Annotated in this window: 20 protein-coding genes; 15 read left to right on the top strand and 5 right to left on the bottom strand. The window is 47.5% G+C overall.

Annotated features, from left to right (window positions below; genetic code table 11):
• Positions 1-201: 201 nt before the first annotated feature.
• The 3 genes from FMS18_RS12080 to FMS18_RS12070 are packed head-to-tail and all read left to right on the top strand — an operon-like array spanning position 202 to position 4,354.
• A complete protein-coding gene (locus FMS18_RS12080) occupies positions 202-2,391 on the top strand; it encodes a chemotaxis protein CheA (RefSeq protein ID WP_163294875.1) in 2,190 nt (729 codons plus the stop codon).
• On the top strand, positions 2,391-3,278 hold the full coding sequence (locus tag FMS18_RS12075; RefSeq protein WP_203544624.1) for a CheR family methyltransferase: 888 nt from the start codon (positions 2,391-2,393) through the stop codon (positions 3,276-3,278). The genes FMS18_RS12080 and FMS18_RS12075 overlap by 1 nt, the downstream gene beginning before the upstream one ends.
• A gap of 2 nt (positions 3,279-3,280) precedes the next feature.
• Positions 3,281-4,354: a chemotaxis response regulator protein-glutamate methylesterase gene (locus FMS18_RS12070; protein WP_163294872.1), complete on the top strand. Its 1,074-nt coding sequence runs from the start codon at positions 3,281-3,283 to the stop codon at positions 4,352-4,354.
• Here FMS18_RS12070 and FMS18_RS12065 read toward each other — a convergent pair whose 3' ends face one another.
• Complete coding sequence (locus tag FMS18_RS12065) at positions 4,355-4,699, bottom strand: DUF190 domain-containing protein (RefSeq protein WP_163294870.1); 345 nt, start codon at positions 4,697-4,699, stop codon at positions 4,355-4,357.
• Positions 4,700-4,732: 33 nt separating this feature from the next.
• Positions 4,733-5,113, bottom strand: a complete 381-nt coding sequence (crcB, locus tag FMS18_RS12060) for a fluoride efflux transporter CrcB (protein ID WP_163294868.1) — start codon at positions 5,111-5,113, stop codon at positions 4,733-4,735.
• Between the two features lie 69 nt (positions 5,114-5,182).
• On the opposite strand from crcB, the gene FMS18_RS12055 reads away from it, so the two are divergent.
• From FMS18_RS12055 to aat, 4 genes are all read left to right on the top strand, one after another.
• Positions 5,183-5,758: a class IV adenylate cyclase gene (locus FMS18_RS12055; RefSeq protein ID WP_163294866.1), complete on the top strand. Its 576-nt coding sequence runs from the start codon at positions 5,183-5,185 to the stop codon at positions 5,756-5,758.
• A gap of 125 nt (positions 5,759-5,883) precedes the next feature.
• Positions 5,884-6,192 (top strand): ATP-dependent Clp protease adapter ClpS, encoded by a 309-nt coding sequence (clpS, locus tag FMS18_RS12050; protein WP_163294864.1) that lies wholly within the window; start codon positions 5,884-5,886, stop codon positions 6,190-6,192.
• Position 6,193: 1 nt separating this feature from the next.
• Entirely contained in the window at positions 6,194-8,503 is a 2,310-nt protein-coding gene (gene clpA, locus FMS18_RS12045; protein ID WP_163294862.1) for an ATP-dependent Clp protease ATP-binding subunit ClpA, read from the top strand.
• A 177-nt stretch (positions 8,504-8,680) separates the two neighbouring features.
• Positions 8,681-9,403 carry a leucyl/phenylalanyl-tRNA--protein transferase gene (gene aat / locus FMS18_RS12040; RefSeq protein WP_163294860.1) on the top strand — a complete coding sequence of 241 codons (723 nt, stop codon included), beginning with the start codon at positions 8,681-8,683 and terminating at the stop codon, positions 9,401-9,403.
• Positions 9,404-9,462: 59 nt separating this feature from the next.
• Here the strand turns inward: aat and FMS18_RS12035 are convergent, their stop codons facing one another.
• Positions 9,463-9,960: a hypothetical protein gene (locus FMS18_RS12035; RefSeq protein ID WP_163294858.1), complete on the bottom strand. Its 498-nt coding sequence runs from the start codon at positions 9,958-9,960 to the stop codon at positions 9,463-9,465.
• A 100-nt stretch (positions 9,961-10,060) separates the two neighbouring features.
• Between FMS18_RS12035 and uvrB the strand changes: the two genes are divergently transcribed.
• The 5 genes from uvrB to FMS18_RS12010 all read left to right on the top strand — a co-directional run bounded on the left by uvrB (position 10,061) and on the right by FMS18_RS12010 (position 17,455).
• Entirely contained in the window at positions 10,061-12,067 is a 2,007-nt protein-coding gene (uvrB, locus tag FMS18_RS12030; protein ID WP_163294856.1) for an excinuclease ABC subunit UvrB, read from the top strand.
• Positions 12,068-12,103: 36 nt separating this feature from the next.
• Positions 12,104-13,141: a TrkA family potassium uptake protein gene (locus FMS18_RS12025; RefSeq protein ID WP_163294854.1), complete on the top strand. Its 1,038-nt coding sequence runs from the start codon at positions 12,104-12,106 to the stop codon at positions 13,139-13,141.
• 263 nt (positions 13,142-13,404) lie between these two features.
• Positions 13,405-15,249 (top strand): BRCT domain-containing protein, encoded by a 1,845-nt coding sequence (locus FMS18_RS12020; protein WP_163294852.1) that lies wholly within the window; start codon positions 13,405-13,407, stop codon positions 15,247-15,249.
• A 146-nt stretch (positions 15,250-15,395) separates the two neighbouring features.
• The gene (gene dapB / locus FMS18_RS12015; RefSeq protein WP_163294850.1) at positions 15,396-16,178 is read left to right on the top strand and encodes a 4-hydroxy-tetrahydrodipicolinate reductase; all 783 of its coding nucleotides are present in this window, start codon (positions 15,396-15,398) and stop codon (positions 16,176-16,178) included.
• Positions 16,179-16,351: 173 nt separating this feature from the next.
• Positions 16,352-17,455, top strand: coding sequence for a metallophosphoesterase (locus FMS18_RS12010; protein WP_163294848.1), 1,104 nt, complete (start codon positions 16,352-16,354; stop codon positions 17,453-17,455).
• Positions 17,456-17,500: 45 nt separating this feature from the next.
• On the opposite strand, the gene FMS18_RS12005 is transcribed toward FMS18_RS12010, so the two are convergent.
• Positions 17,501-18,205 carry an SDR family NAD(P)-dependent oxidoreductase gene (locus FMS18_RS12005; protein WP_163294846.1) on the bottom strand — a complete coding sequence of 235 codons (705 nt, stop codon included), beginning with the start codon at positions 18,203-18,205 and terminating at the stop codon, positions 17,501-17,503.
• Positions 18,206-18,421: 216 nt separating this feature from the next.
• On the opposite strand from FMS18_RS12005, the gene FMS18_RS12000 reads away from it, so the two are divergent.
• Together FMS18_RS12000 and FMS18_RS11995 are read left to right on the top strand one after the other, a co-directional pair.
• Entirely contained in the window at positions 18,422-20,488 is a 2,067-nt protein-coding gene (locus FMS18_RS12000; protein ID WP_163294844.1) for a GAF domain-containing sensor histidine kinase, read from the top strand.
• Positions 20,481-21,134, top strand: coding sequence for a response regulator transcription factor (locus FMS18_RS11995; RefSeq protein WP_163294842.1), 654 nt, complete (start codon positions 20,481-20,483; stop codon positions 21,132-21,134). Before FMS18_RS12000 ends, FMS18_RS11995 begins: the two co-directional genes overlap by 8 nt.
• 30 nt (positions 21,135-21,164) lie before the next feature.
• On the opposite strand, the gene FMS18_RS11990 is transcribed toward FMS18_RS11995, so the two are convergent.
• Positions 21,165-21,962, bottom strand: coding sequence for an ABC transporter substrate-binding protein (locus tag FMS18_RS11990; protein ID WP_163294840.1), 798 nt, complete (start codon positions 21,960-21,962; stop codon positions 21,165-21,167).
• A gap of 291 nt (positions 21,963-22,253) precedes the next feature.
• On the opposite strand from FMS18_RS11990, the gene FMS18_RS11985 reads away from it, so the two are divergent.
• Positions 22,254-22,568, top strand: a complete 315-nt coding sequence (locus FMS18_RS11985; protein ID WP_163294838.1) for a putative quinol monooxygenase — start codon at positions 22,254-22,256, stop codon at positions 22,566-22,568.
• The last annotated feature ends 1 nt before the right edge of the window (position 22,569 follow it).

Raw genomic sequence — 22,569 nt, 5'->3', positions numbered from 1 at the left:
TACTTTTATTCCAGTGCGTTGGCATGACAAAAGTAATATCTTTTGCCGACATTTTATTAATTTCCAGCAAGGCTCTTTGGTTTCAAAGAGCCTTTTTTCGTTTTTTTACACGTTTGATAATTATACTGCTTGATTGAAATTGATTAAATGTTTAAAAATAGTAGTGTTTATCAGCCTATTCAAATGATTTGGAGAAAATTTATGTCTGACGATATGACTACTCAAGTATTCAAGGAAGAAGCATACGAACTGCTGGGCGAACTTGAAACCTCTCTGCTTGAGCTTGAGGATGTTCCTGATGATATGGATATCATTAATCGTGTCTTCAGGGCCCTGCATACGATTAAAGGGTCCGGCTCCATGTTCGGCTTTGAAGCCATTGCTGAATTTACCCATGAAGTTGAGACCGTATTCGACAAGGTCAGGAACGGGGAACTTGCCATATCTAAAAATTTGCTTACCCTCTCCCTTTCTGCGCGTGACCATATATATTCCATGCTTGAATCTCCATCCGGGGAAGGGGATAAGGGGATCGGGAATGGCATTCTTGATGGATTAAAGGATGTTGCTGCCCAAGGTGGCGGGGTTGATGAAACTGTTGAAGACGCAGTTGAAGAGCCGGTGATCTCTACCGCCGAAACTGCCGAAGCAAATGCGGGCCCGGTCGAACCTGTTGCGCAACTTCCTGATGAGCAGCCTTTGAAGAGCCTTTATCAGATCATAATCAAAGTCGCTCCCGGAAATGAAGTTGAGGAAGAAAGTCTCGATCCTCTGTTGGAGGATCTCGGAAAGATGGGATTAATCCGTTCTAATACTCTCCATAAGGAAACTGAAATATGGTGGGACGTCGTTTTCGAGAGTGATGCGGACTCGATGTCCATTGAAGAAATTTTCTTTTTTACCGATATTCCGGTTACGGTTAGTGTCCGTGAAGTTGCTCGGGAAGATATCGCTGATGTTCTCGATCTCACGCCCGATGATGAGGAAGAGGATTCTATTTCCGTATCTGCTAAACCGCCCAAGAAGCTTGGTGAAATTCTCGTGGAACGGGGAGATGTCCCTTCCGAAGCCATTGAGGCTGTGCTGGCTGACCAGAAACCCCTTGGCGAATTGCTGACTGAGAAAGGTGTTGTTAGTAAGGAAAAAGTTGAAAGTGCTCTTGCAGAACAGAATGCGGCCAAAGAATTCAAGACTGCGGCCAAGAAGTCCCGCAAAAAAATTGATACAGCATCTTCCATCAGGGTGTCGGCAGAGAAGCTTGATTATCTGGTTGACCTTGTTGGCGAGCTGGTCATTGTTCAGGCCCAGATAAGTCAGGTGGTCAGTTCCAAGGCCGACCCTTCTCTGACTGCACTTTCCGAGGAACTTGAACGTCTTTCCGATGAACTCAGGGACAGCACCCTTGGAATCAGAATGCTGCCCATCGGGACAACCTTCAGTAAGTTCAGGCGTCTTGTTCGCGATCTTTCTGAAGAGCTGGGTAAGGAAATTGATCTCAATACCAACGGTGCTGAAACCGAACTGGATAAGACGGTCATCGAGCGTCTCGGCGATCCTCTTGTCCATTTGCTGCGTAACTCTATTGATCACGGTATTGAAGTTCCTGAAACCCGTGCAGCCAAAGGTAAATCGCGCCGGGGAACCATCACTCTTACCGCTGAACACTCCGGCGGCGATGTAATGATTCTTATTGAAGACGACGGTAAGGGGATGTCCAAGGAGGTAATCAAGGCTAAAGCTGTTGAAAAAGGTCTCATTTCCGCAGATCAGGACCTTTCGGACAAAGAGATTTTTAATCTTATTTTTGAGCCCGGATTCTCCACTGCCCAGAGCGTTACCAATGTTTCCGGGCGCGGAGTCGGGATGGATGTTGTAAAACGGGCCATTGATTCCCTGCGTGGCAGCATCGATATTATGAGCGAAGAGGGCAAGGGTACGGTTATTACCATAAGACTGCCGCTGACTCTTGCAATTATCGATGGTTTGCAGGTCCGGGTGAGCGATGATTATTTTGTTATTCCGCTTTCGCTTGTTGAGGAGTGCGTAGAACTTACCCGTCAGGACGTGGAAGAGTCCAACGGTCAGCAATTTGTGAATCTGCGTGGGGAGATTGTCCCCTATATCAGAATTCGTGAATGGTTTGAGGTTGAGGGAGAATCCCCGCCCATTGAGCAGATCGTCATCACCGGGCTTGAGGGAAGTAGAATCGGAGTTGTTGTTGATACGGTCATCGGTGAACACCAGACAGTTATTAAGAGTCTGGGACGTGTCTACAGGGATGTGGAAGGTATTTCCGGGGCTACCATCAAGGGTGACGGAACTCTTGCTTTGATCCTTGATATACCGAAGTTATTCCGGACAGTTCTGGCAGAAGTAAAGGCGGCGGGTTGATGGTTTTCAAAAAAAACAAAAAAGACAAAAAAAAGCCAAAGAGTGATGAGTGCAGCACAGCATCGCTTACTCCGAAAATGACTGAAGCTGATTTCGGGAAGTTCAGTACATTGATCAAGGAGGAGTTTGGAATCAAGATGCCGCCCTCCAAGAAAACCATGCTGGAGGCCCGGCTTCAGAAAAGGTTGCGTGCTCTTGGTTTTTCCAGTCATTCCCAGTATTGCGACTTTCTGTTCAGTCCTGGAGGTTTTGAAAAAGAATTGACCCAGCTTATTGATGTGGTGACCACTAACACCACAGATTTTTTTAGAGAACCCAAGCATTTTGAACTCTTGCTTAGTACCGTATTGCCGGATTTATGTCATCGAAACGGCAGGCCTGTTAAGCTCTGGTCTGCCGGATGCTCCAGTGGTGAGGAGCCGTATACCTTGTGCATGGTGCTGAATGAGTTTGCTGAAAAGAATCCCAGTTTTAAATATTCCCTGATGGCCACGGATATTTCTACAGACATTTTACGCAAGGCGATAAACGCAGTTTATCCCATGAGTAAGGTGGATGTGGTGCCCATGGCTTTGAAGAAAAAATACTTGCTAAAGAGTAAGGATAAAGCCAAGCCTCTGGTGAGAGTTGCCCCGCATTTGCGTAGCAAGGTAGATTTCAGGCGGCTCAATTTTATGGAGCCTTTTCCGTTCAAAGATCAAAAAGATATAATTTTCTGCCGTAACGTTGTCATATATTTTGACAGGGAAACCCAATACACTTTGTTTAAGAAATTCTGTTCTACATTGTCCAAAGGCGGCTACCTGTTCATCGGTCATTCTGAAAGCATTTCTGGAATGGAACTTCCGGTCAGGCAGATTGCTCCCACCGTTTATCAAAAGGTTTAGGTATGAAGAAGAAAACCAAGGTTCTGATCGTTGATGATTCCGCTCTGGTCCGTCAGGCATTGCAGCAGCTTTTTGCCACTGATTCCAGTATAGAGGTTGTCGGTAGTGCGGGTGATCCTTTTGCCGCAGCCGAAGTTATGAAAAAGATTGTGCCTGATGTTATCACTCTTGATATTGAAATGCCCAAAATGGATGGGCTTACTTTTTTGCGTAAATTGATGACCCAGCATCCTATTCCGGTGGTTATTTGTTCTACTCTTACAGAGCAGGGGTCTGATGCTTATATGAAAGCTTTGGAATTCGGAGCAGTTGAAGTTATAACCAAGCCGAAAGTCGGGACCAAACAATTTTTCGAAGAATCCAGCATCCGGGTCTGTGATGTTGTCAAAGCTGCGGCCATGACCAAGCCCCGTAAGCTCTCAGCGCGTCCCATGGCAGTTCAACCCAAGCTTTCCGCAGATGCGGTTTTGCCAAAGTCGCGTCCTAGGACCACAACTTTACAGACTACTGAAAAGGTCATCCTCGTGGGTGCTTCCACCGGGGGAACCGAGGCTATTCAGAGTTTTCTGCAAAGCATGCCTCTTGACTGTCCGGGGATCGCCATTGTCCAGCACATGCCGGAAAAATTTACTGCCGCCTTTGCTTCAAGGTTGAACACTATCTGCCGCATTACGGTTAAAGAAGCCAGAGATGGCGACAGTATTTTAAGAGGGCAGGCCCTGATTGCTCCCGGTAACAAGCATATGCTGCTTAAGCGTTCCGGTGCCAGATATTATGTTGAGATAAAAGACGGACCTCTGGTCAGTCGTCATAGGCCTTCCGTCGATGTGCTTTTCCGTTCCGGTGCTTCAAGTGCAGGTAAGAATGCCGTGGGCGTAATTATGACCGGCATGGGTGATGACGGGGCTAAAGGCATGCGAGAAATGCATGATGCGGGAACCCATTGTATTGCTCAGGACGAAGCTTCCTGCGTTGTGTTCGGAATGCCGCAGGAAGCCATTAAACTTGGTGGAGTGGATAAGGTCATGCCGCTCAAGAATATTCCCGGAGCAGTGGTTAACTTTTGTAATCGCTAGTTATTTTTCACCCTTATTGTGCTTGTGGATGACTATGTTCACCTCTTCGGAGGTGACCAATCCTTCAGTCATGTTTTCGCTTAAAAATTCAGTGAATTTTTCAATTTTACCCGGTTGATCAATAATTTCGATGATCAGAGGCAGGTCCGCAGAGAGTCTGAGGATGGAGGTGGTGCGGACCTGACTGTTGGCTCCGTATCCCATTACACCCCTGTAAACCGATGCTCCTGCGAGTCCTTGATTGCGTGCTTCTTCGACAATTACTTCGTAGAGGGGGCGGTGCCTGAGCCTGTTTTCCTCTCCGGTGAATATTTTGAGTCTTACTGCTTTTTCAGTTAAAGTCATGACAGGTACTCCGTATTAAATGGTTGTTTGTACTCAGGAAACAATCAGTCTGCCCAGTGCCAATCCGCCGATAATGCAGGCAAAACCCAGCACACTCTGCCCGCCGATGTTCAATGCGGTCATGGCCCATTGCCCTGATTTGATCAGGTTTGTGGATTCGAACATATAGGTGGAAAAAGTGGTAAATGCGCCCATGAATCCGGTCAGGATCAGGAGCCGCATTTCCGGTGGAAAGCCGAGACGGTCTTCAAACATCCCGGTGACCAGTCCGAAAAACAGGCAACCGAGCATATTCACCATAAATGTTCCTATGGGAAAGGACGTATCGAACATCCGCTGGGTAAAACCGGAAGCAAGGTAACGACAGAGGCTTCCGGCTGCCCCGCCTGCCGCGATGTATAAATATTTATGCATATAAAAATCCTTCAGTGGCTTTCATTTATTAATATTTTGTAGCACTTCAAGTTAAGAGAGAAAAGGAAAATGGCTTTAGAAATCGAATTGAAATACCTGAATGCCGATCACGACAAAGCTCGGATGATTATGAAAGAACAGGGTGCTAAATTTTTGACCCGGCACTATGAACGTAATGTCGTGCTCGATGATCCGGGCCGGACACTTTATAAAAGATCGGCCTTGCTACGGGTCAGGCAGGCTGAAAAGGTGACCATGACCGTCAAGCGGATTCCTGCCGGGCCGGTTTCTGGTGAAGCCAAGGTTTATATAGAGCATGAAACAGAGGTTTCAAATTTTGATGAAACCGTTTCCGCCTTGCAGGTGCTGGGTTATTCGCCTGTGTTTTGTTATGAGAAAATCCGGGAAGAGTGGGAATTTGCAGGCTGTCATATTTGTCTGGATTTACTTCCATTTGGCTCGTTTATTGAAATAGAAGGAACAGAAGACGGAATTCTGGCCTGTGCAGGGAAGCTTAAACTCAGCTCTGCTGATGCTTGCAAAATGACTTATCATGAGCTGAATCGTGATTATAGAAAAGGGGCCGGCCTGGAGCCGGATGAAAATTTTGTTTTTACCCCTGAAGAAGTTAAAGAATTGCTTTAAGATTTTGTTTTATAGTTATTTAGGTTTTTTATAGCACAAAAATACATAAATCTTCCTCGACAGGTGGGGAAATTGTTCTTATTGTTAACTATAGTCTAACAAAAAAATATTTGAAGAATAAAAAAATGGCTGATTATAAAGAAAATTTCGAGTCAGATGTACTGCTTGAGGACGAACTCAAGGAACCGCGGAAGTTCCGGGTGCTGCTGCATAATGATGATTACACTTCCATGGAATTCGTTGTGGCCGTGCTTATGCAGATTTTCAGGAAAACAGAAGAGGAATCCACGAAAATAATGCTCAAGGTCCACAATGACGGGGTCGGGGTATGTGGAGTTTACACGGCAGAAGTTGCTGAAACACGCGTTGAAATGGTCAGACAGCTTGCGCAGCAGGCAGGCTATCCGCTGAAATGCACAATCGAAGAGGTCTAGTATGCTCAGTAAGGCATTAGAACAGGCACTGACTTCTGCGGTTAATGAAGTCAGGCTCAGAAATCACGAATTCCTCACTCTTGAACATCTGTTGTACGCGATAATTCAGGAGGAGGTTGGTGCTGACGTTATTGCCGGGTGCGGGGCAGAGCTTCCGAAGCTTCGCAGTCAGCTTGAACGTTTTTTCGATGAAAACCTTGAACCGCTTCCTACTGGTGTGGATACCGAAGTTGTCCAGACACTGGGAGTAAGGCGTGTCCTGCAACGGGCCATCTGGCAGAAGAAGGCCGCAGGCAAGGACTCTGTGGAAGTCGGCGATGTTGTCGCTGCCATGTTTGAGGAAGAAGACTCTTACGCTGTTTATTTTCTGAAGACACATGATATCTCACGTCTTGATATCCTTGAATATATTTCACATTCTATGAGTGAAGGCGATTGGAGTGAAGGGCTGGATATCAGTCCCAATCCCCAGCATGGCGGAAGCGGTCCCTCACCGGATGGTAAGCCTTCCGGAGGCAAGGACGATAAGAAGTCTCCGCTGGAAGAATTCACCACCAATCTTACCCAGCGTGCCCGGGACGGAAAGATTGATCCTCTTATCGGGCGCGATAATGAGGTTGAGCGAACTTTGCAGGTTCTTTCCCGCAGGCGCAAGAACAACCCCATTTTCGTGGGTGATCCCGGCGTTGGTAAGACTGCCATGGCTGAAGGGCTGGCGCTTGCCATTGCAAAGGGCAACATTCCGGCATCCTTTGAGGATACTGATGTTTTTGCCCTTGATATGGGCGCACTTCTGGCCGGAACCAAGTATCGCGGTGATTTTGAGTCCCGCCTCAAGGGCGTGCTGGCTCAGCTTAAGCATAAGGAAGGGGCAATCCTTTTCGTGGATGAGATTCATACCATCGTAGGTGCCGGGGCTGTAAGCGGCGGTTCCATGGATGCGTCCAATATTCTTAAGCCGTTCCTTGCTTCCGGTGAAATACGGTGCATCGGGGCCACCACTTATGAGGAATACAAGAACCATTTTGAAAAGGACCGTGCGCTTTCCCGCAGGTTCCAGAAGATCGACATCAGTGAACCAAGTGTTGAAGAAACCATAGAAATCCTCAAGGGTTTGAAGCCCTACTATGAGGAACATCACAATGTGCTTTACGCTCCTTCGGCAATCAAGGCCGCTTCGGAGCTTTCCGCAAGGCATATCAATGAGCGTTTTCTGCCGGATAAGGCCATTGACGTTATTGATGAGGCCGGGGCGTTTTATAACCTCAGCCAGCGCAAGCGCAAGGACAATCGTATTGTGGTTGCCGATGTGGAAAAGGTTATCTCCAAGATGGCCCGCATTCCCACACGGCGTATCACCATGTCCGACCGTTCCCGTTTGCAGGAACTGGATGTTAATCTCAAGTCCGTTGTCTTCGGGCAGGACGAAGCTGTGGACCAGATCTCCAAGGCTATCCTGCGTTCTCGCGCAGGCATGAAGCAGATCGGCAGACCTACCGGGTCCTTCCTGCTCACCGGGCCTACCGGGGTAGGTAAGACCGAGCTGGCCCGCCAGTTGGCATCCACCATGGGCGTTCACTTTATGCGTTTTGATATGAGTGAGTACATGGAGAAGCATGCGGTGGCCCGTCTCATCGGTGCGCCTCCGGGTTATGTGGGATTTGATCAGGGCGGACTGCTCACCGAAGGCGTGCGCAAGAATCCGCATTGCGTGATCCTTTTTGATGAAATCGAGAAGGCCCACCCGGATGTATTCAATATTCTCTTACAGGTGATGGATTACGCCACCCTGACCGACAACAATGGTCGTAAGGCTGATTTCAGGCACGTTGTCCTGCTCATGACCTCCAATGCCGGAGCGCGTGAAATGGCCAAGGGCGGAATCGGATTCGGTGCCAGCGTGAAGGGCGGCGAAGACAAGGGCCGCGGACTTAAGGCGGTTGAAAAGATTTTCAGCCCCGAATTCCGTAACAGGCTTGACTCCATCGTATCGTTCAATTCCTTGCAGATTGATGTAATGGAACTCATTGTTGAGAAGTTCGTCAAGGAACTCAACGGGCAGTTGCTCGATAACAAGGTCGCCATTGAAGTGGACAAGAAGTCCCGCCGCTGGCTGGCAGAAAAGGGCCACGATCCGGCATACGGTGCAAGGCCTATGGCTCGCCTGATTCAGACTTCCATTAAGGATGAAATTGCTGATGAAATCCTCTTCGGCAAGCTGGTCAAGGGCGGAACCGTTCAGGTTACCACCAAGGGCAAGGGTGAGGATGAGAAGCTCAGCTTCAAGTTCAAGCCTGTGGGTAAGAAGTAAGGCGGCTTAGCTGAATAAACAAGTTAAATTAGAGAGGAAGCTTCTGTTGGTAGCTTCCTCTTTTTTTTGTTTTATTGAAGATTATAAAATTTTCATTCAATATAATGATTCAATCTCTATTGCCAAATCATAATAATCGTTTATTATTAAGTATAGTTGGAAAACCAAAGGATTATTATGGTTGTTTACAGATTAATAGAAGACCCCATTTTTCCCCATCCTGATGAAGCGGAACCGGATGGTCTGCTGGCGGTGGGAGGAGATCTCAGCCCGGAAAGGTTGATCTCTGCGTACGCTTCAGGGATTTTCCCGTGGTACGATGAGCGTTCGCCGATATTGTGGTGGTCCCTTGATCCCCGTTTGATACTAAATTTTGATAAGTTGCATGTTTCCCGCCGGGTTAAGCGTAAGGTCAGACAAAAGGAATATACGGTTACTTTAGATCATGCTTTTGAAAGTGTGATCGCCAATTGCGCCCGCAAGTTTCGTCCGGGACAGGCCGGGACGTGGATTTTGCCCGAAATGGTGGAAGCTTATGTGAAGCTGCATAAACTTGGCTTTGCGCACAGTGTGGAAGTCTGGAACAGCAAGGGGAGTCTTGTCGGGGGGCTTTACGGGGTTTCATTGGGGAAAGTCTTTTCCGGGGAATCCATGTTTTTCCTTGAACCTGATGCTTCAAAAGTGGGTTTCTCCTACCTTGTACAATGGCTTAAAAACCGCGAATTTCATTTTGTAGATTGCCAGCAGCCAACCGACCATCTTAAATCGCTTGGTGCCGAAGAAGTCAGCCGCGAATATTTTTTGGAAAAGCTTGATGAGGCCCTTGAGCATCCGGCCCTGCGGGGGCAGTGGGAGTTCATGGAAGGGGAGTATGAGATGATAACGGAAGTGTTAAGCTAGAAATATCAAAGCGGAGGATTTGTAAAAAATCCTCCGCTTTTTAAATTTAAACAAAATTTTTAATTATCATCCCCCTCACGGGTTTCAACCAGCGGGCGGTGTGCGCCGAGATTGTAGAGGCCGCGCAGGGCGAAGGGCAGGTCGAAATGGGGTACTTTTTCAAATTTGATCAGCCCGATATCCTTTCCTTCAGTGATGGAAGAAAGTGGCGGCAATCCTGCGGGCACGGGAAATTCCATGGGTGTTGAGAAGATGGATTCCAGTCTTGAGGAGTAATGCTCTTTGAGATAATCAATGACCTGATCGCGTTCGTCTTTAGTGAAAGCTTCAAGGACTATCTTGCGGTCTTTTTTAGGGTCGGGAATAGCATCAAGAGTGGCGGGTGCACCGAAAATATTATCCCACTTGATTTCACCTTCGTCCGCTTCATTCCATTCGGGACGGAAAAGATGCACTTCTACATCGCGGCGACCTTTGAAGCTCTTGATAACCATGGATACAGCGTAACCGCGCTGGATGGGGATATCCCCGTTTTCAATCTGGATTATAGGAATCATTGCTACCTCGCAAAATGAATGTTTTAATGAGCTTGTCAGCTTGTTTATCAACTTAACATAACTATTTTAATTTAACAGCACAAGTCGGGAAACCAGTATAATGGCGAACAATTTTGAGCTTGTCAGCGACTATACCCTTAAGGGCGATCAGCCCGAAGCGGTTAAGCAGATGGTCGAAAATATTAAGCACGGCGTGCAGGATCAGATTCTGCTCGGAGCCACGGGTACTGGTAAAACATTTGCCATGGCCAACGTGATCAAGGAATTGAACCGTCCCACGCTGGTTATGGCTCCCAACAAGACTCTTGCGGCTCAGCTTTTCAATGAATTCAAGGCCCTGTTCCCGAATAATGCTGTTGAATATTTTGTCAGTTATTACGACTATTATCAGCCGGAAGCATACCTTCCGCATTCCGACACTTATATTGAAAAGGATTCGTCCATTAATGACGACATCGATAAACTCCGCCATTCAGCAACCCATGCTCTGCTGACCCGGCGTGACGTGCTTATCGTGGCCTCTGTCTCTTGCATCTACGGTCTCGGTTCGCCCGAATTCTACGCCAAGATGATCATTCCGGTGGAAGAGGGGCAGGAAATGTCCATGGAAGCACTTATGGATAAGCTTGTGGAAGTGCAGTACGAGCGCAATGATTATGATTTCCATCGCGGTACATTTAGGGTGCGCGGGGATGTGATCGAAATCATCCCGGCCTACGCCCGCGAACAGGCTTTGCGCATTGAATTTTTCGGTGATGAGATTGATTCCATCCTTGAAACCGACCCCTTGACCGGTGAGGTTACCGGGCGCAGGCGCAAAACGGTCATCTATCCGGCCAGTCACTTTGTATCCGATCAGGATAACCTTGAGCGTGCGCGTGAAGAGATTCGCAACGAACTCACCGATACCTTGGTCAGCTATAAGAATGACAACAAATTGGTGGAAGCGCAGCGCATTGAACAGCGCACCATGTATGATCTGGAGATGATCGAGGAGATCGGTTACTGTAATGGAATCGAAAACTATTCCCGACATTTGGACGGGCGTAAGGAGGGTGATCCTCCGGCAACTCTGATTCATTACTTTCCGGATGATTTTCTTCTTTTCATGGATGAATCACATATCGCCGTGCCGCAGGTCGGAGCCATGTATAACGGTGACCGCTCGCGTAAAACCACGTTGGTAAATTTCGGCTTCAGGTTGCCTTCTGCTCTTGATAACCGTCCGTTATGCTTTGATGAATTTCTCGACAAAATTGGGCAAACCGTTTATGTTTCCGCAACTCCCGGACCTTGGGAAATGGAACGGGCAGAAGGGCTGGTGGTGGAACAGATCATTCGTCCCACCGGGCTGCTTGATCCTGAGATCGAGGTCCGTCCGGTCAAGGGACAGATGGACGATCTGCTGGCTGAATGCAAGGAACGCGAGAAGCGTGGTGAGCGGGTTTTGATCACTACCCTGACCAAGCGTATGTCCGAAGATCTGACTGATTATTTCAACCAGATGGGTGTGGAAGCCAAGTATCTGCACTCGGATATCGACACCATGGAGCGTATGGCGATTATCCAGTCTTTACGTGCAGGAGAATTTGTTGCTCTTGTGGGGATTAACCTGCTGCGCGAAGGACTTGATATCCCTGAAGTTTCCCTTGTTGCCATACTGGATGCAGACAAGGAAGGATTTCTGCGTTCCACCCGTTCCCTGATTCAGACCTTTGGTCGCGCGGCCCGTAACTCCGAAGGGCGGGTCATTCTTTATGCGGATAATGTTACCAAATCCATGCGCACGGCTATGGATGAAACCTACCGCCGCCGCGCCAAACAGGTCGAGTACAACGAGGCTCACGGTATCGTGCCCCAGACCATTGCTAAATCACTGGATAATATGCTGGGAACATTGTACTCTGACAACTGGTCGGGCGGTGAGGTCAAGATTGCAGCTGAAGAAGCTGCCGAGTATGGACTTGATCCCGCAAAAATGGAAAAAGAAGTTCGTAAGCTTGAAAGGGATATGCGCAAATATGCGGCAGAACTTGAATTTGAGAAGGCTGCCGAACTGCGTGACCGTATTCAGGTCTTGCGGGAGAAGATTCTAAGTCTCGGATAAAATCTGTAGGTTAACAATCAACCTGGACTGTCAGGAATGAAATCCAAATCCATATTCGTGAAGCTGCTCCGCTTAAGGCGTGATTTTGGGATGTTCTGGGGACTTATCTCCGGTTTCATTTACATGACGCTCGTCTTTATCAGCGGAATTGTCGGTTACATGTGGCTTGAGGGGTGGAATTTACTGAACAGCTTCTACATGGTTGTTATCACCCTTTCCACTGTAGGGTTCATGGAAGTATTACCCCTGTCCGATCAGGGCAGGCTGTTTACCTCCATTCTTATTCTCGGCGGTGTGGGTGGTTTTGCATATTTGATCGGTGCTTTTTCCCAGTTGTTGGTGGAAGGGCGTTTGCAGGCAATTTTAGGGAGACGCAGGATGCAGAAGACAATCGGAAAACTCAGGGATCATATCATTGTCTGCGGATACGGCAGGATCGGTGCCATTGTGACCAAAGAGGTCATGGATGAAGGTTTGGAAATTGTTGTAATTGAAAATAATCCCGATCTGATTGCCCAGATGGAAGCTGCCGGAATAGCCTGTATTGAAGGTGATGCAACAAGTGATGAAATTCTTAAGCTGGCTGGGTTGGATAATGCCAAAACTCTGATCGCCGCTCTTTCTGATGAAGCTGCCAACGTTTACGTTACCCTGATTGCCCGGCAGTCAAATATCAATGTGAATATCATTGCCCGTGGTAATGATACCACCAGTATTTCCAGACTCGAATTTGCCGGGGCCGACCGTGTCGTGCTACCGCACACCATCGGCGGAATCCGCATGGCCCAGTCCGTATTGCGGCCCACAGTGACAAACTTTCTCGATATTGCCATGCGCGGTAAAATCGACTTGCAGATGGAAGAGCTTTTCGTTACCGATACTTCCGAACTTGTGGGTCTTGATCTGATCGAATCCAAGATTCGGCCACGTTTCAATCTGATTATTATCGCCATCCGTAAAGGCAACGGTGAAATGGTTTTCAATCCCGGTCCCAAGGAAGTCATCGAAGCAGGCGATACCCTGCTCACAGTCGGCAAGCTAACCGACCTTTCCGCTATCAGTAAAATTTTGTAAGAATTTTTGCCTCCGGCGGCCCTTCGGGGACCAAAGAAACTTTTTGGAAAAAGTTTCTCTGGACTCTTCCAAAACTTTTATTAGGGCTTCGCCTTTTGTTTTATTCGAAGGGCGTTTTAGTGCGCTATATGCGAAGCTTATTAAAAGGTTTTGAAAGGATGGGGTCTGGGGAAGGAAAACTTTTGCAAAAGTTTTCCTTCCCCAGTTGCCGGAGGCTTACTCCTTCCATAAAAAGCGCGTAGCGCATCAAAATAAAGATAATTGTGAAAAATAAAAATAAAGAAATCAAAAACTTGGTTGCGCTTCTCGAGAAGCATAACGAAGCATACCGCCGTGGTATGCCGACCATCAGCGATGCTCGTTATGATGAACTGACTGAGCAACTGCGTGACCTTGATCCTGAGAACCGGTTCTTGACTAACGTTGAGCCTGAAAATTTCAGCGAAAAGGTTGAGGTGCGCCATCCGCGGCCTATGCTATCTACCGAGAAAGCGTATACGACCGAAGAGCTTGAGCGATTTGTTTCCCGTGTGGAAAAGGAAGCAAAAGCTATGGGTATCAAGGAAGTTACTTACCGGATTACTCCCAAACTGGACGGTCTGGCCGCCCGTGATGATGGGAAAGTCTTTGCCACCCGTGGTAACGGTGAGGTGGGTTATGAAATTTCCAGTGCTTTTGCTAAAGGCGTTATCGCTGTTGGCGGACGTGGTCAGGGCGTGGGCGAGATTGTTTGCAGCCTTGATTATTTTGCTGAACACCTTGTTGATTCCTTTGAACATCCGCGTAACATGGTTGTGGGTATCATCACTTCGGACAAAGTGAATGAAGCTTCCAAACAGGCTTTGCAGGATGAGGCTGTACGTTTTGTTCCTTACAGCACTTTGCCTAAGAAAGTTGTGGATGGAGAGGAACTGGTCAGTCGGGTTTGGGAAATTACCGATGAACTCTGGGAATCTGCTGATTACCCGCTGGATGGCATGGTTGCTGAGGTGATGAACACCGATTTGCAGGAACGTCTTGGAGCTACAGCCCATCACTACCGCTGGCAGATCGCCATTAAGAAGAAGGGCGAATCTGCGGTTACTGAGGTTGAAGGCATCCGCTGGCAGGTGGGCCGCATGGGCGCGGTTACTCCGGTCATGGAAGTTAAACCTGTCTCCGTTTCCGGGGCCACTATCCGTAATGTTACCGCACATAATGCTGGAATGTTGCGAGACCAGTCTATCGGCATCGGCGCGACTATTCGGATTATCCGCAGTGGCGAGGTTATTCCCAAGCTGGAAGAGGTAATTAAGCCTGCGCAGGATGTGGAATTACCCGCTGAATGTCCTTCATGCGGTGCAGAACTTTTCTGGCAGAACGATTTTTTGAAATGTCCTGATTTCAGCTGTCCGGCTCGAGTGGAACAGCGGTTGGAATACTGGTTCAAGACTCTCGGCAATGCTGATTGGTTTGGTAAGAAAACTATCGCCAAGCTGGTCAAAGCCGGGAATAATTCTCTTGAATCCGTTTATACCATGGCCGAAGATGATTTCCAGAAACTGGGTTTCGGCCCGGTGCAGTCCACCAACCTTGCGGAAGCACTTTACATCAGCAAGACCAAGGAAACGGACGATTGGCGTTTTCTTGCAGCATTCGGGATTCCCGATTTGGGTAAGGCTGATAGTCGTAAACTGCTGGGTCATTTCAAGTTGGAAGATGTGGTAAGCGTCAAGCAGGAGCAGCTTATCGAGCTGCACGGTTTTGGTGATCTCACTAGTCATTCAGTTACCAAAGGCATCGCAGCGATTAAAGAAACCATCTTGCACATGCTTGAGTTTGATTTCAATCTGCGGCGTACCCCGCTGGTTGCCGAGACCGAATCCATGGAAAGTCCCATTACCGGGAAAGGTATCGTTTTTACCGGAAAAATGGAGCAGGGCTCCAGAGAAGAGATGCAGGCTATGGCTAGACGGCTTGGTGCAAAAGTACAGACTTCTGTTACCGGCAAAACCGATTTTCTAGTCTGTGGCAGCAGGGTTGGAGCCAAGAAGATTGAGGGTGCTAAGGCCAAGGGCGTTGAGATTATGCCTGAAGCAGATTTTATGGATATAGTAAAAGCTGACTAACGCAAAATTTAAGCCCCCCCAGCGGCGAAGCCGAACTAAAAGTTTTTGGGATTCTTAAACCCTTTTTCCAAAAAGGGTTTAAGCCGCCGGAGGCAAAATCATATCAATAAAAGCGCGAAGCGCATCAAATTTTATAGGAGCTAACTATGACTGACGTAGTAATTATTGGCGCGAAGGGTCGCATGGGCGACACACTTGTCCGCTGCATACAGCAGAGCGATGATTTGAAACTTGCAGCAGTCATGGAACGTTCCGGCTGCGAAGAGGGGCTTGAATCTCTGGGCTGCGTCTGCGGTACCGATGCACAGGAAGTACTGACCAAGGTTCCCGGTGCAGTAATTGTGGATTTTACCGCTCCGGCAGCGACTTTGAAACTTCTGGAAACCGCTGCTGTTACCGGCAATCCGGTTGTTATCGGTACTACCGGTATGACCAATGAAGAGATTGCGCAGGTGGAAGAATTTGCCAAGAAAGTTCCGGTTTTTCTCGCTCCGAATATGAGTGTGGGCGTGAACGTGCTGCTTAAAATCCTGCCCGAACTGGTACGTATGCTCGGACCCGCTTATGATATGGAAATGACCGAAATTCATCATAATAAAAAAGTGGATTCCCCCAGCGGAACCGCGCTTAAGCTGGCTGAATGCATGGCTGAAGCTCGCGGCCTTGTTTACGATGAAGTGAAGAAGCATTCCCGTGACGGCATCATCGGCGCAAGAACCAAGGATGAACTTGGCGTAATGGCTGTTCGCGGCGGTGACGTTGTGGGCGACCATACCGCATACTTCCTCGGACCCGGTGAACGCATCGAGGTTACCCACCGTGCTCATTCCCGTGAAACTTTTGCACAGGGTGCACTGCGTGCCGCACGCTGGCTCAAGGATCAGAAGCCCGGCAAGCTCTACGACATGGCTGACGTGCTGGATGTTTAGTAGGCCAGACTATCGATAAAGCACCATCTAGTGTGTATTTAACGAAAGGCTGTACCGTTTGGGTGCAGCCTTTTTTATTTGAATACGAGCAAAGTCTGATGTTTTTACAGCGGCCCCTGCTTAGTATAATGTCGGTTTAGTCTAACATTAAAATAAAAAACATCAGGCGGAATATGTCTTTTTATGTAAGAGCCACACTTACTTATATTGCTTTTTATCTGTATATCCGGCTCTGGATATGCAGGTTGTTGGTTGATAACCCGAAGATTAAGCGCGGAGTGCTCATCGCTACTGATGTGATGACTCTTGTCCTGCCGATTACTATTTTTTCCCCGGATTACCTGCCGTATCTGCTCAAGATTTTGATGCAGGGAGCTGGCTACAGCTGGGCGGCTATTATTGCTTGTATGGTTCCGGTTGGGCTGTGCTTTGAGCCGATCCGCTGGGGTATGAAAATTTTGGGCAATGGGATTAAGGTTCCCAGGCTGAAAATATTTGCCGCGCTTTGTCTGATTTCCATTGTGATGACCGTGGGGGGATTTATTAATGCCACTTCCCCAGTGGTTAAGGAAGTTGATTACGATCTTTCCAAAGGCGGCAATGATGCAAAAGAGTATCGTATTGTTATGTTCTCAGATCTGCATGCCGGAAAGCTCATGACTCGTGATCGCGTGGGGGCGGTTGTTAATCTGGTTAATTCCCTGAACCCGGACATAGTGCTTATGGTCGGTGACGTCTTGGATGATCATGATTGTGAATTTACCGGGGCGGCTGAAGAGCTGGCTCGCATCAAAGCACCGCTGGGCAAGTTTGCTGTGCTGGGCAATCATGAATATTATTTAGGTAACGGCTGGTCCCGGCGTATGCTGGAAGCTCAGGGCGTACAGATTCTAGGGGATAGTTCTACGGTGGTGGATGGTCGTTTTTTGCTGGTGGGACGTAATGATTTCGCTAACCTACGTAGTCATGGCATACGTTACGCACTAAAGAATGTGATTCCCAAGGACAATGAGTTGCCGATTCTTTTAATGGACCATACTCCACATCATCTTGAAGAAGCTGAGCAGAGCAACGTGGCTTTGCAGGTCTCCGGACATACTCATAACGGGCAGCTCTTTCCATTCAATCTGGTTGTGAAGCGTATTTATGAAGAGGAATACGGGGCTTATCGAAAGGGCAATACTCATTATTATGTGAGTTGCGGTGTCGGCTTCTGGGGGCCGCCGTTGCGTACCACTGCCAGACCTGAAGTGGTGCTGATGAAGGTCAGGATTTAAATCAAGTGAGTCCGGGGAAATTTTAAGATTTCCCCGGATTTTAAGTTATCTGGGAAAGGAACCGTTGTTGATGTCGATGCAGGTGCCGTTGATGTATTCCGGGCAGTCAGTAGCCAGCCAATGCATGGCAGAAGCCACTTCTTCAGGTTTACCGAAGCGGCCTGTGTAAACCGCAGCTTTGATTGCATCCCGGCGTGCTTGGGGAATTGAATCGAGCATGTCTGTCTCAATAGGACCGGGAGCAACCGCATTAACAACGATTCCGTGCGGGCCGAGGATTTTGGCAAAGCTCTTGGTCATGTTGATGACTCCGGCTTTGGTGATACCGTACCAGACATCAGGGTGCCCGATTTGACCGGCAATGGATGCATTGTTAACAATTCGTCCGTACTTATTCTCTTTCATTGATTTAGACACGGCAGTAATCAAGGCTACCGGAGCCTCAATATTGATCTTGAGGACTTTTTCAACATCTTCAGCTGTGTATTCATCATAGGCGGTCGCATACATGACTCCGGCATTATTGATGAGTACGTCGATTGCCGGCAGGCTGTTAATGAATTCCGGGATACCGGCTACGTTTGTAAAATCGTAGGTTTCCGTTCTTACCTGCGGGTGGTCATTGTGTTTGAAGTTTGAGAAATCGCGGGCTGCTACGATTACATCGGCTCCGTCTGCTATGAAAACATCAGTTAGTTCAAGGCCGATCCCTTTGTTGCCGCCGGTTATCAGGACAGTTTTATTTTTCATTACAATTTCCTTGTGCTTTTGAAGTAAGGCTTTAAGTTTTGGCGGCTTAGTAAAGCCTAAAGAAAGGCGGAAATCAAGTTACAACTGGTGGCGGGACAAGGAAATAAGTTTTCATCCTTTTATCTGATTACCCCATACTTTGACTGTGCTAGAAGATGACTTAAGAATTGAATTTCAGGGCTGGACCGTGTGAGCGGAGTTGGCCGGAGATTAACTATGAAGAATGATAAATTAAAAGAGATCGGCGAATTCCTGCTTAACGACATGGATAGTGTTTCCGAGAATTTTGTAGCACTGTTGCTGAAGCATCAGCCCCGCTGGTATGGCAATGTAGATCATGATGAGCGTAAGCGTATGGCCGGATCCGGGGCATTCATGACTCTTGAGTGCTTTACCCGTGGTGATCTGGGGCCTATGAAGAGTTATTTCAATAGCTGCGCCAGCATCAAACTTGACCGGGGAATGGGGATTCGCGACGTTGTTGAAGGAACCATGCTCGGTAAGCGGACTTTTATTTCTGCCGGACGTAGTTTTTATACTGATCATGATGAATACATTGCTTTTCTTGAAGAGCTGGAAGCATTTTATGTTGAGGTGATAATCCTGACCACCGACCGTTATTCCGGCATGCTTCTTTCACGGCTTAATGCAGAGCATGTGCGCAATAAACTTTTGCTGGAAGCATCACGAACCGTCACCAGTGCCCTTGATCCGGATGAGGTTTTAAGCAAATTGGCTGAGGTTCTGGCGGGGACTGTTGCGGGTGGCTGTTGCACTATTTTTCTGGTCAACCCGGAAAGTGGCGGACTCGCTCCCTGTGCCGGATTCGGTTATGGATCTAAGGAATGCCAAAGTGCTTTGCAGGGCTTAAGGCTTTGCCCCTCCGGTAGTACTCTCAGCAGTGTTGATGGCAAAAGTTACGGATTTTGTTCCTCAAACCGGGCCAGCTCTTCTTTTGCGGATATCCTGCCCGAAGCAGTGCGTTCCGGTAGTGCTTCGTTATTTCATATTACTAACAGTGACCGCATGGTCGGGGTGGCCCTTGTCTCATCCGATCAGCCGGGATTCACATTTGATGAAGCCACAACTGAGCTTATCGGTGGAATTTTGAATACTGTGGCTGTTGCCATTGAAAGTGCCGCAGCTGCACGTCAGACAAAACGCCAGCTCATGGAAAGTGAAAGTCTGCGCCGGGTGGCCAATGTGCTTTTGCAGAGTCCCGAGGGCAAAAATGGTAGTGTACTCAGCCTTATTACTGACGAAGCCCGGGCCATTGTTAACGGTATGGGCAGTGCTTTAATGTTGTTGGAGGGAGATTCCCTGCATTGTGTATGCAGCTCCGGTTCGCCAAAATGTCCCATGGAATATTACCCGGTGGAGACAACTTATTACGGGAGTGCTTTTCAGGCAGGCGAAACCACAATTGTGCGCGATGCCCAGAGTGAAATTCCCGAAGCTGAGCGCAGTGACGAAGTGCATACCCTGATGATTGTTCCTTTATTGGAAGGTAATAAAAAGCTGGGATTGCTTATGATTTCCAACAAGAGCGGTGGGTTTGATCATGCGGATATGCGCATTATGGAAATGTTTGCTGCTCAGGCGGTTTTAGCCCTGCGTAATCGCCGCATGTTTGAGCAGAGCGAAAAATTGGTCGTCCAGGGTGAACGCCAGAGGCTGGCCCGCGAGCTGCACGATTCTGTGACTCAGGCACTTTATGCCATTACTTTTTGTTCTGATGCCGCAGCGCGTTCCTTGGAATCCGGTAAAGAATCTTCAGCTATTGAGCAACTTAAGGCTTTACAGGGAATGGCTCAGCAGGGCATGCGGGATATGCGTTCTCTTATTTTTGACCTGCATCCGCCGGAACTTGAAAGCGAGGGGCTGGTGGGAGCCATTCAGGCTCGTTTGAATTCTGTTGAAATTCGTTCCGGTTTGGGAGCCGATCTTTTTGTGGAGGGTGATGAAAGGCGTCTGCCCCTGCGGGTGGAAGAAGAGCTTTTCCGCATCGCCATTGAGGCCCTGAACAATTCCACCAAGCATTCCAAAGCTGAATCTGTTACTGTGAAGGTCGATTTTGCTGAGGGCGAGACAATCGTTCAGATTATTGATGACGGTCAGGGGTTCGATCTCGCAACTCTGCCCACTGGCGGTATGGGCTTGCGTGGTATTCGTGAGAGGGCTGAGCGGATCAGTGCTGATCTTGATATAAGCAGTGAACCAGAAAATGGCACTGTGCTGACTGTGAAAGTTTTTGATGAAGGACATGGAGGCGGAGATGAGTGATGTGATTAAAGTTCTGCTGGTTGATGACCACGATATAGTACGTATCGGCGTGCGCAGTTTTCTGGGTGGTTTTGATGATATTGAAGTTGTCGGCGAGGCTGCCAACGGTCAGGAGGCTGTTGAGCTTACAGCTGAACTTGCCCCTGATATTGTTCTCATGGATATGCTTATGCCGGTCATGGATGGTATTCAGGCCATCCGCGAGATCAGGGATCGTAAACTTCCGGGCCGGATTATCGCCCTGACCAGCTTTGCCACTGATGATAAGCTTTTCCCGGCAATCAAGGCCGGGGCTATGGGCTATCTGCTTAAGGATTCCACCCCGGATGAATTGCTTGAAGCCATCCGCCGGGTGCATCGCGGTGAACCTTCTCTAGCTCCGGACATTGCCCGTAAGGTGCTTTCCGAACTTTCCCAGCCCGGTGAAGAGGCTGATACACCGACACCTGATCCGCTTACCCCGCGTGAGCTCGATACCCTCAAGCTGGTAGCCAAGGGTAAGAGTAACAAGATTATTGCTGCGGATATGTTTGTCAGTGAAGCTACTGTACGTACCCACATGACCAGCATTCTTTCCAAGCTGCATCTGGCTAACCGCGTGGAGGCTACGCTATATGCTTTGCGTGAGGGTATTGCTTCTCTTTAGACAGGAGAGTTTAAGGCTTTTCGTGCAGGGCTAATGCTCTCGCATATTTTGCTGAGTGTATTTTTGGATAATGTGTTCTATTGTTCCGTCTGCAATCATTTTTTGAATAATTTCATCGAATTCGGGCAGTGTGCTTAAATACTTGCTCTTTTTGCTGATCAGCAGGTGAAACGGCATTGATGTCATTGTCCCATTTGTAAGTAAAATCTCTTTTGATAGATTTTGTTTTTTGATTTCGGACAATGCCGCCAGAGGCCATTCAATTACAATATCCCCTCGTTTATGAGCCAGCATGGGCCATATATTATCAGCTTTATAGGCTTCATGCGTTGTTATGCCTAGTGGCTTAATATTGTTTTCGTTCCACCCGTTTCCAAGGTATGTAATTACTGTCAGACCAGCATTTTTAATATCTTCCGGGTTTTTAATGCTATCCATAATCTGCTTTTTAGGGTGTCCCTTATAAGTGAATATTTGGGTGTACGAATGATAAAACGGAGTTGGGTGGGTCTCTGTATACGTGCTTCTTTCATCGGTAGGAACAGTCATAATTCCATCAGCCATGCCTGATTTTACATAGCTTTGACATCTGGTCCATGGATAAGATTCCCATTTGATCTTAATGTTTAGCTGGTTCATGGCTTCAGACACAATTTCATAGAAAATTCCGGATCTGGTTCCGTTCTCTTCCGTCCAGAAAAGTGGCCAGAAATCATTATATGTAATGACTATGGTATCTTTTTTTGCGTGTGCTGGATGCGTGTAAAAAGTAGAAACAGCACAGAGTAAAAAAATAATTTTTAATACGTTTTTGAAGCTAATTTTCATCTCTTTATGCTCAATACAAATTCAATATTAATTTACTTAAATGAAATACTAGCAAGTCAAACAATAGATGTCCAAATCTATTGAAGATATTGTGTCTTTCCTTCATTTCTCCTTTTTTAATTCTTAATATCTACGACAAAAGTCGTGGATGTTACAGTGTTATGTTCATCTTTCCTGTGGATGTGGTTTTGAGGATGGTTCAATTATAAAATCAGGAATGGGCAGATGAGTGCGCAATCCATCATTTTCTGTCCAACAAATAGATAGTATAGAAAAATAAAGGTTAGTGTTATGCTTTGGAGGGATAATTTTATTCTGACTGCCCGTATCAAGTCTAAACCCGAATCTGAGAATGAGTTAAAGAAAGTGCTTGAGAGGGGGGTGTGCGAATGTTCCGGGCAGGAAGGTCTACTCATCTATCATCTGCATCAGGATAAAGATGATCCTGCCATGTTTATGCTTTATGGACATTTTACTTCAGAGGCATCATACAGGATGCATATGGATAGTGAACCTATGCGCAAGGTTCATGATGCTGTTGCAGGATTAGCTGAAGAGTGTCCGCAATTAAAATTTTGGACTATGCTTGAAAAAATAGGAGAATGAA

Origin of the sequence: Desulfovibrio sp. JC022 (assembly GCF_010470665.1) — a bacterium.
GTDB lineage: Bacteria > Desulfobacterota > Desulfovibrionia > Desulfovibrionales > Desulfovibrionaceae > Maridesulfovibrio.
Note: the sequence above shows the minus strand (reverse complement) of the source record. Positions and strands in the feature narration are given on the sequence as shown.

Excerpts from the sequence above, each read along its gene's own strand:
- FMS18_RS12080 (WP_163294875.1), top strand. The coding sequence starts at position 202 with ATGTCTGACGATATGACTACTCAAGTATTCAAGGAAGAAGCATACGAA.
- FMS18_RS12075 (WP_203544624.1), top strand. The coding sequence starts at position 2,391 with ATGGTTTTCAAAAAAAACAAAAAAGACAAAAAAAAGCCAAAGAGTGAT.
- FMS18_RS12070 (WP_163294872.1), top strand. The coding sequence starts at position 3,281 with ATGAAGAAGAAAACCAAGGTTCTGATCGTTGATGATTCCGCTCTGGTC.
- FMS18_RS12065 (WP_163294870.1), bottom strand. The coding sequence starts at position 4,699 with ATGACTTTAACTGAAAAAGCAGTAAGACTCAAAATATTCACCGGAGAG.
- crcB (WP_163294868.1), bottom strand. The coding sequence starts at position 5,113 with ATGCATAAATATTTATACATCGCGGCAGGCGGGGCAGCCGGAAGCCTC.
- FMS18_RS12055 (WP_163294866.1), top strand. The coding sequence starts at position 5,183 with ATGGCTTTAGAAATCGAATTGAAATACCTGAATGCCGATCACGACAAA.
- clpS (WP_163294864.1), top strand. The coding sequence starts at position 5,884 with ATGGCTGATTATAAAGAAAATTTCGAGTCAGATGTACTGCTTGAGGAC.
- clpA (WP_163294862.1), top strand. The coding sequence starts at position 6,194 with ATGCTCAGTAAGGCATTAGAACAGGCACTGACTTCTGCGGTTAATGAA.
- aat (WP_163294860.1), top strand. The coding sequence starts at position 8,681 with ATGGTTGTTTACAGATTAATAGAAGACCCCATTTTTCCCCATCCTGAT.
- FMS18_RS12035 (WP_163294858.1), bottom strand. The coding sequence starts at position 9,960 with ATGATTCCTATAATCCAGATTGAAAACGGGGATATCCCCATCCAGCGC.
- uvrB (WP_163294856.1), top strand. The coding sequence starts at position 10,061 with ATGGCGAACAATTTTGAGCTTGTCAGCGACTATACCCTTAAGGGCGAT.
- FMS18_RS12025 (WP_163294854.1), top strand. The coding sequence starts at position 12,104 with ATGAAATCCAAATCCATATTCGTGAAGCTGCTCCGCTTAAGGCGTGAT.
- dapB (WP_163294850.1), top strand. The coding sequence starts at position 15,396 with ATGACTGACGTAGTAATTATTGGCGCGAAGGGTCGCATGGGCGACACA.
- FMS18_RS12010 (WP_163294848.1), top strand. The coding sequence starts at position 16,352 with ATGTCTTTTTATGTAAGAGCCACACTTACTTATATTGCTTTTTATCTG.
- FMS18_RS12005 (WP_163294846.1), bottom strand. The coding sequence starts at position 18,205 with ATGAAAAATAAAACTGTCCTGATAACCGGCGGCAACAAAGGGATCGGC.
- FMS18_RS12000 (WP_163294844.1), top strand. The coding sequence starts at position 18,422 with ATGAAGAATGATAAATTAAAAGAGATCGGCGAATTCCTGCTTAACGAC.
- FMS18_RS11995 (WP_163294842.1), top strand. The coding sequence starts at position 20,481 with ATGAGTGATGTGATTAAAGTTCTGCTGGTTGATGACCACGATATAGTA.
- FMS18_RS11990 (WP_163294840.1), bottom strand. The coding sequence starts at position 21,962 with ATGAAAATTAGCTTCAAAAACGTATTAAAAATTATTTTTTTACTCTGT.
- FMS18_RS11985 (WP_163294838.1), top strand. The coding sequence starts at position 22,254 with ATGCTTTGGAGGGATAATTTTATTCTGACTGCCCGTATCAAGTCTAAA.